We start from the raw sequence: 6,546 nt of genomic DNA on the forward strand, positions 1-6,546 counted from the left end.
GGCCTACGCGGGGCGGTCGCGCGGGTGGCCCTGGCTGTGGCTGCCGGTCACGCTGGCGTATGCCCTGGCCGGGGGCCTGTCCTCCTGGTCGGTGTGGCAGGAGGGGCAGGTCGAGGCGGCCCGGCTGGGCCAGGAACTCGCGCAGCACGTGCGCCTGACCGCCGCCGCGCTGGGTCTCTCCGTCCTGATCGGCGGGCCGCTGGCGGTGTGGTCGGTGCGGCAGCCGGGCGCGGGGCAGGTCGTTCTGGCGGTGACGGGCGCGGTCCAGACGCTGCCCAGCCTCGCGCTGCTGGGGCTGCTGATCGCGCCGCTGGGCGCCCTGAGCCAGGCCGTTCCGGCGCTGCGCTCGCTGGGCGTGAGCGGCATCGGGACCGCGCCCGCGCTGGTGGCCCTGACCCTCTACGGGCTGCTGCCGGTGGTCCGCAACGGGGTGGCCGCGCTGCGCGGGGTGGACGCCGGGACCCTCGACGCGGGGCGCGGCATGGGCATGACGCCGGGACAGCTGTTCTGGCGGGTGCAGCTGCCGCTGGCGCTGCCGGTGTGGCTGGCGGGGCTGCGGCAGGCCACGGTCCTGCTGATCGGGGTGACGGCGGTCGCCGCCCTGATCGGCGCGGGTGGGCTGGGGGTCTACATCTTCCGGGGCCTGAACGCCTCGGCCACCGACCTGATCCTGCTGGGCGCCCTGCCCGCCTGCCTGCTGGCAATCGTGGCAGACGCCGCGTGGCGCGGCCTGGAAGCCGGGCTGGCCCGCCGCCTGGGCCTGACGCGCGGGGCGGAGGTGGGGGCGCCGTGATCGAACTGCAGGGCCTGACCAAGAGCTACGGCGACACTGCCGCCGCCGCCGTGCGCGACCTCTCGCTGACCTTTCCGGCGGGCCGCGTGACCGCGCTGCTGGGGCCGTCGGGCTGCGGCAAGACGACCACCCTGCGGATGATCAACCGCCTGATCCAGCCCACCTCGGGCACGGTGCGGCTGGCCGGGCGCGACACCCGCGAGCTGAGCCCCGAGGCGCTGCGGCGCGGCATGGGCTACGTGATTCAGCGGGTGGGGCTGTTTCCCCACCTGACCGTCGGGCGCAACGTCGCCGCCGTGCCCGAGCTGCTGGGCTGGCCCGCCGCGCGGGTGCGGGCGCGGGTGGACGAGCTGCTGGGGCTCGTGGGGCTGGAGCCGGGCGTCTACCGGGGCAAGCGGCCCGCCGAGCTGTCGGGCGGGCAGGCGCAGCGGGTGGGCGTGGCGCGGGCGCTGGCCGCCGATCCGCCCGTCCTGCTGATGGATGAGCCCTTCGGGGCGCTCGATCCCCTGGCGCGGGAGGCCCTGCAGGGCAAGGTGCTGGAGATCCAGCGCCGCCTCGCCAAGACGGTGGTGCTGGTGACCCACGACATCCCCGAGGCGCTGCGGATGGCCGACCAGATCGCCCTGATGCAGTCGGGCGAGCTGGCGCAGTTCGGGTCGCCCGACGACCTGGTGCGCCGCCCGGCCAGCGCCTTCGTGGCGCAGTTCATGGGCCAGGACGCCGCCCTGGAGCAGCTCGGCGGGGTGCGGGTGGGGGCGCTGGCCCGGCCCGGCGACGCCCACGGCCTGCCGCGCCTGCCCGCAGAGGCCGACGCCCGCACCGCACTCGCGCTGATGCTGCGCCAGGGCACCGACGCGGTCGCGGTGGTGGGGGAGGGGGGAGCGGTGGTCGGCGTCGCCCGCTTCCGCGACCTGGGCCACGACCCCCGCTCCGGGGACGCGTGATGGGGATGCCGGGTAAGCAGGGACGACGCCGCCAGGGACACCACCTGTTCACTCCGAGCGGCCCTGCCAGGCTCAGGAGGGGTGCCCCCGGGGGCGTCCGTTCACGGCGACGGCGCGGCAGGGCGAGCAGGAACAAACGGTCTCCGGGAGAGGCGCTGTCAAATGGGCGCCCTCCCGGTTGGAGAACCCATCGGGCGGGGGCCGGATGAGGCGCCGCTCCTGGGCCGCGCTGCTGTGGGGTCTCCTCCTGGGGCTGTGCCTGTGGCCGGGCGTGCTGCCCCCGCTGCTGGCCCCGCTCGCGGGGGGCGAGGCCCCCACCCTGGACGTGCCGCTGTGGCGCCTGACCGCCGGGCACCTGGGACTGGTGCTGCTCGCCGGGGCGCTGGTGCTGCTGCTGGCCGTGCCGCTGGTGCTGTACGCCACGCGCCCCGGCCGCGCCGCCGTGCTGGGGCTGGTCGGGGCGCTGGCCGGGCTGGGGCAGACGGTGCCCACCCTGGCGATCCTGGCGCTGGCGGTGCCGCTGCTGGGCTTCGGGCCAGCGCCCACCCTGCTGGGGCTGGTGCTGTACGGGCTGGTTCCGGTCGTGTCCAACGGGGTGGCGGGCCTGCGGGGGGTCAGCCCGGACGTGCTCGACGCCGCACGGGGCATGGGCATGACCGCCCGGCAGCGTCTGTGGCGGGTGGAGGTGCCGCTGGCGCTGCCGGTGTGGTGGGCGGGGGTGAGGACCTCGCTGGTGTTCGGGGTCGCCACCGCCACGGTGGGCGCGGCGCTGGGGGCCGGGGGGCTGGGCCGCCCCATCATCGACGGACTGTCGCAGCAGAACACGGCGCTGGTGCTGCTGGGCGCCCTGCCCACGGCGCTGCTGGCCCTCACGCTCGACGCCCTGCTGGGGCTGGCCGCGCCGGAGGAAGGGTGAGGCCCCGTTGCCCCCGCCCGGTCTCTGCCCACCGGCGGGGACCCTGGCCCCCGGCCCCCGTCCTGGGGGCGCCTGCCGCCCGTCACGGGGGCCCCGTCCCCCCCGGCCTCCAGTCAGAAGTGTGCCAGTCAGAAGAGCGCCAGTCAGGAGAGCACCGGTTCGGCCCCTCCTCTTCCATAAGCCTGATGAGGCGTCATGGCCGGTGAACGGAGTCTGCGCGGCCACCTCGTCCTGCCGGGGGGCGTGGTGCCGGGCGAGGTGCGCTTTGGAAGTCACCTGGAAGCGGTCACGCCGCTGCCCGGGGTTTCCGGCGAGCTGTACATCCTCCCCGGCTTCGTCGATACCCATGTCCACGGCGGGGGCGGCGGGGACACGATGGACGGCCCCGGCGGCGTCGCTGCCCTGGCGCGGCTGCACGCCCGGCACGGCACCACCACCCTGCTGCCCACCACGGTCACGAACCCCTGGGAGGCTGTGCTGGCGGCGCTGCGCGGGGTGCGCGAGGTCATGGACGCCGGGGGAGTGCGCGGCGGCGCGGACATCCCCGGCGCCCACCTCGAAGGCCCCTTCATCAGTCCGGGGCGGCTGGGCGCCCAGCCCCCGCACCCCCTGCTGCCGACCCCGGCGCGGGTGGCGGAGGTGCTCTCGCCCGGCGTGGTGCGGGCGGTCACCCTGGCCCCCGAGCTGGAGGGCGCGGCCGGGGCTGCCCTCGCCTTTGCCCGTGCCGGGGTCCGGGTGGGCATCGGGCACACGCGGGCCGACGCGGAGACGGTCACGGCCCTGCTGAAAGCCGTGCACGCCGCTGGGGGCCGCACCGCCGCGACCCACCTCTACAACGCGATGGGCGGCCTCGAGGGACGGGTCCCCGGTCCGGCCGGGGCGCTGCTGACCGACCCCCACGCCTTTCTGGAGGTGATTCTCGACGGGCACCACGTCCACCCCACCAGCTTTCACCTCGCCTGCCGCGCCGCACCCGGCCGGGTGATGCTCGTCAGTGACGCGGTGCGGGCGGCGGGTCTGGGCGACGGAGAGAGCGACCTCGGGGGCCAGCGGGTGACGGTGCGGGGGGGCCGGGCCACCCTCCCGGACGGCACCCTGGCGGGCAGCGTCCTGACCCTCGACCGGGCGCTGCGTCAGGCGGTGGGGGCGGGCGTGCCCCTGCCCGGGGCGAGCGCGATGCTCAGCGCGGTTCCGGCGGCGTCCCTGGGCCTGACCGACCGGGGCCGGTTGCGGCCGGGCCTGCGCTCGGACCTCGTGGTGCTGGACCGGGACCTGCAGGTCCGGCAGGTCTACGTGGCCGGGCAACCCATGCGGGTGGGGGAGGACTGAGCGTCCCTCCCACCCGGTCCCACCGAACGCCGCATCAGACCGAACGCCGCATCAGAAGTCCTCGACCTCCCCGGCCACGTCGTGGTCGTCGACCGCCACGTAACGCCTCGTGGTGTCCACGCTGCTGTGCCCCAGGAAAAGGCCCACCCGCGTGAAGTCCCGCGTCGCGCGGTAGAGCCGGGTGCCCGAATGCTTGCGGGCCGCGTGAAAGCCGCGCCAGGTGTGCCCGTGCCCGGCCTGCCGGAAGGCCCGGCGCAGCCGGTAGGCCGCCTGCGCGTAGCTCCAGTCGAAGAGTGCTCCGTCCGGGCGGACCGGCGCCAGGCCCGCGAGCGCCGTCCGGGTCCGGCGGCCCAGCGGCACCCGCCGCAGCTTGCCCCCCTTGCCCCGCACGGTGACCATGCCCCCCTGCAGGTCTCCCAGCCGCAGCCCCAGCGCCTCCCCGGCCCGCAGGCCCCCGTGGGCACACAGCAGCAGCAGCGCCGCCAGCCGGGGGTCGCAGTGCGCCAGCACATCGTCGATCTCGCGCAGGTACGGCGGATTCTTCACGATGCCGGGAGTGGGGTCGGGCGGCACGTGGGCGTCCTCGAACGGTTGCGCCTCCGTCGCCCCGGCCCACCTGAGCGCCCGGTACAGCGCCCGCGCCCCGGCGACGTACTGGGCCACCGTCGCCGCCGAGAGCCCCCCGCTGCGCCCCCGCCCCCGCGAGGGCCGCGTTTGCAGGTGTGCCACGTACCGCCCCCCGTCCCGCCGTCCAGGGCGCAGCAGCTGCACGCCACTGTCCCGCGCCCACGGCACGAAATCCCGCACCGCCAGCGCGTACGCCGCCCGCGTCCGTGCACTGCCCCGCGCCCCCTTGCGGCTGGCAGCCAGCAGGTACGCCAGCGTGACCTGCACCAGCCCCTCGGCGTCGTAGGTGCTCGCAGCCTCCACCGCCCGCACCCGCAGCGCCTGATCACTGAGACTGGCGAGGGCCAGCGGCGCCTCATGCCGGACGAGGGTCATGGACCCTCCGGGGATAGGCAGGCTGGGTGTCGGGGCATGAGCTCCCAGTGTAGCGGGTGCAGAAGGCGGGTTCACACTAAGGCACATTAGTGTGACGGGTTGGCCAACTTGTTTGCCGTGCCTTCCCAGCCCACATACCTGCCCAGTCCGCTGGTGCCCACCCTACCCGCCCAGTGTTGGGGAGCCTCGCAACTCCGGCGAGCAGAGCCGGGAGAGGCTGAAGGCTCTCTGGGCTTCTGGAAGGCGTGTGAATGTTCGTTCGAAGGCACCCGGACAGGGACCTCTGCCCCACCCTCCGAACAGGAGCGGTCAGCTCTCGCAAGCTCGATATATACAAAGCTGCTCACATAAGCCTATCCCTATCCAGATCCAGAACACAGCTTCCCAGGGCGCAACCCCGGAGCTTTTCCACACATCACTCCACCTCTTCCCCGGTCTTCTGCACGATCCCCCGGGCCAGAAGGGTCGCCCGCTCGAGGTTGGCCGTTCCGACCTGGGCGCTGAAGCCTGCGCTGTGGGTGGAGTGCACGTGGTCGCGCAGGGAGGCCCGGCGAAGGTCGCTGGGGGGAGCGTACGGGACCCCAGCGCTGCGGCAGGCCGAGTGCAGGGCCGCCCGGAGGTCGCGCTCGATCCTGTACGGAAAGACCTTGCCCCGCGCAAACAGTCCCCCCGCCTGCTGATGGAGGGCTTGCAGAGCCTGGAGGGCCGCGTCACTCAACCGCGTGACCGTGTGGGGCCGCAGGGCGACGCCGGTGCCCATATCGAAGTCGTCCCACTGCAGCTGCAGCAGTTCGCGGACGCGGTAGGCGTGTTCGTCGATCAGCACCAGAGCGGCGTGCAGCGCGGGGACATTCCGGGCCACGTGATGAAGCGTCACGATCTGTTCGCGCGAGAGCAGGGGCGCCCCCGCACGTTCATTGGGAGGACGCTGGAGTCCGTCCAGTGGATTGTGGGTCAGGACCCCCGCCTGCAGCGCCTGGCTGTAGATGTTGCTGAGCAGCGAGAGCCGCAGGCGAACCGTGTTGGGCCTGGCCTCCGCACCACGGTGGTTCAGGCGGGCGACCCGCAGCAGCCACGGGTGAAATGTTTCTGGCGGGGACAGCAGGTTGACCCCATCGGCCGCCGCTTCCCTGAACATCAGACTGAGCAGGGTAAATGCCGTGTTGGAGGGCACCGGAAGCCGGTCACGCACATGGGGCAGCAGCTCGTCGAGACGGGCCTGCTCCAGCGCCGCCTGAATCTTCCCGCTGCGTTCATCCGGCAGAGACATATCCCATTCTACGTTGTCACCAGCGTTAACAAACCCCTCTCAAACGGCCTGCGTTTGACTTGGCTCCCTGCCGTCTCCTACGACAATTCCCAGCTCAGACGCCTGAAGATCCTGTAGCATGGGCCAGAGCCTGAGCGTCTGGCAAAACACCTGGGACTCTCCTCCAATCACCCGGCAGCACGAAGCAGAGTGGCGACAGATGAGGGTTTCGCTTGGCGAGTGAGGCCGAATCCACGTGCAATTCAGATTGGCTCTTCCTGGATTCCGGGGAGCTGAGGGGTAGCGGGGGTAA

General features: G+C 73.5%; 6 protein-coding genes. 4 read left to right on the forward strand and 2 right to left on the reverse strand.

All coding sequences use genetic code 11. The features are described from left to right. The 4 genes from QOL99_RS14050 to QOL99_RS14065 form a co-directional block, all read left to right on the forward strand. The coding region (locus QOL99_RS14050; RefSeq protein WP_285524735.1) for an ABC transporter permease at positions 1 to 793 on the forward strand (793 nt) is incomplete at its 5' end. Next, positions 790 to 1,737 (forward strand): ABC transporter ATP-binding protein, encoded by a 948-nt coding sequence (locus QOL99_RS14055; protein ID WP_285524737.1) that lies wholly within the window; start codon positions 790 to 792, stop codon positions 1,735 to 1,737. The genes QOL99_RS14050 and QOL99_RS14055, both read left to right, overlap by 4 nt. 205 nt (positions 1,738 to 1,942) lie before the next feature. After that, on the forward strand, positions 1,943 to 2,653 hold the full coding sequence (locus tag QOL99_RS14060) for an ABC transporter permease (RefSeq protein WP_285524738.1): 711 nt from the start codon (positions 1,943 to 1,945) through the stop codon (positions 2,651 to 2,653). A 195-nt stretch (positions 2,654 to 2,848) separates the two neighbouring features. After that, positions 2,849 to 3,982, forward strand: a complete 1,134-nt coding sequence (locus tag QOL99_RS14065) for an N-acetylglucosamine-6-phosphate deacetylase (protein ID WP_285524740.1) — start codon at positions 2,849 to 2,851, stop codon at positions 3,980 to 3,982. 51 nt (positions 3,983 to 4,033) lie between these two features. On the opposite strand, the gene QOL99_RS14070 is transcribed toward QOL99_RS14065, so the two are convergent. Beyond that, complete coding sequence (locus QOL99_RS14070; protein WP_285524742.1) at positions 4,034 to 4,984, reverse strand: tyrosine-type recombinase/integrase; 951 nt, start codon at positions 4,982 to 4,984, stop codon at positions 4,034 to 4,036. Positions 4,985 to 5,399: 415 nt separating this feature from the next. Further along, positions 5,400 to 6,254: a site-specific integrase gene (locus tag QOL99_RS14075; protein WP_285524744.1), complete on the reverse strand. Its 855-nt coding sequence runs from the start codon at positions 6,252 to 6,254 to the stop codon at positions 5,400 to 5,402. Between the last annotated feature and the right edge of the window lie 292 nt (positions 6,255 to 6,546).

Origin of the sequence: Deinococcus rhizophilus, from assembly GCF_030271215.1 — a bacterium.
GTDB classification, from domain to species: domain Bacteria; phylum Deinococcota; class Deinococci; order Deinococcales; family Deinococcaceae; genus Deinococcus; species Deinococcus rhizophilus.

What these genes read in the sequence shown, in the direction of transcription:
- QOL99_RS14065 (WP_285524740.1), top strand. Translation starts at nt 2,849, where the DNA reads ATGGCCGGTGAACGGAGTCTGCGCGGCCACCTCGTCCTGCCGGGGGGC.
- QOL99_RS14075 (WP_285524744.1), bottom strand. Translation starts at nt 6,254, where the DNA reads ATGTCTCTGCCGGATGAACGCAGCGGGAAGATTCAGGCGGCGCTGGAG.
- QOL99_RS14060 (WP_285524738.1), top strand. Translation starts at nt 1,943, where the DNA reads ATGAGGCGCCGCTCCTGGGCCGCGCTGCTGTGGGGTCTCCTCCTGGGG.
- QOL99_RS14070 (WP_285524742.1), bottom strand. Translation starts at nt 4,984, where the DNA reads ATGACCCTCGTCCGGCATGAGGCGCCGCTGGCCCTCGCCAGTCTCAGT.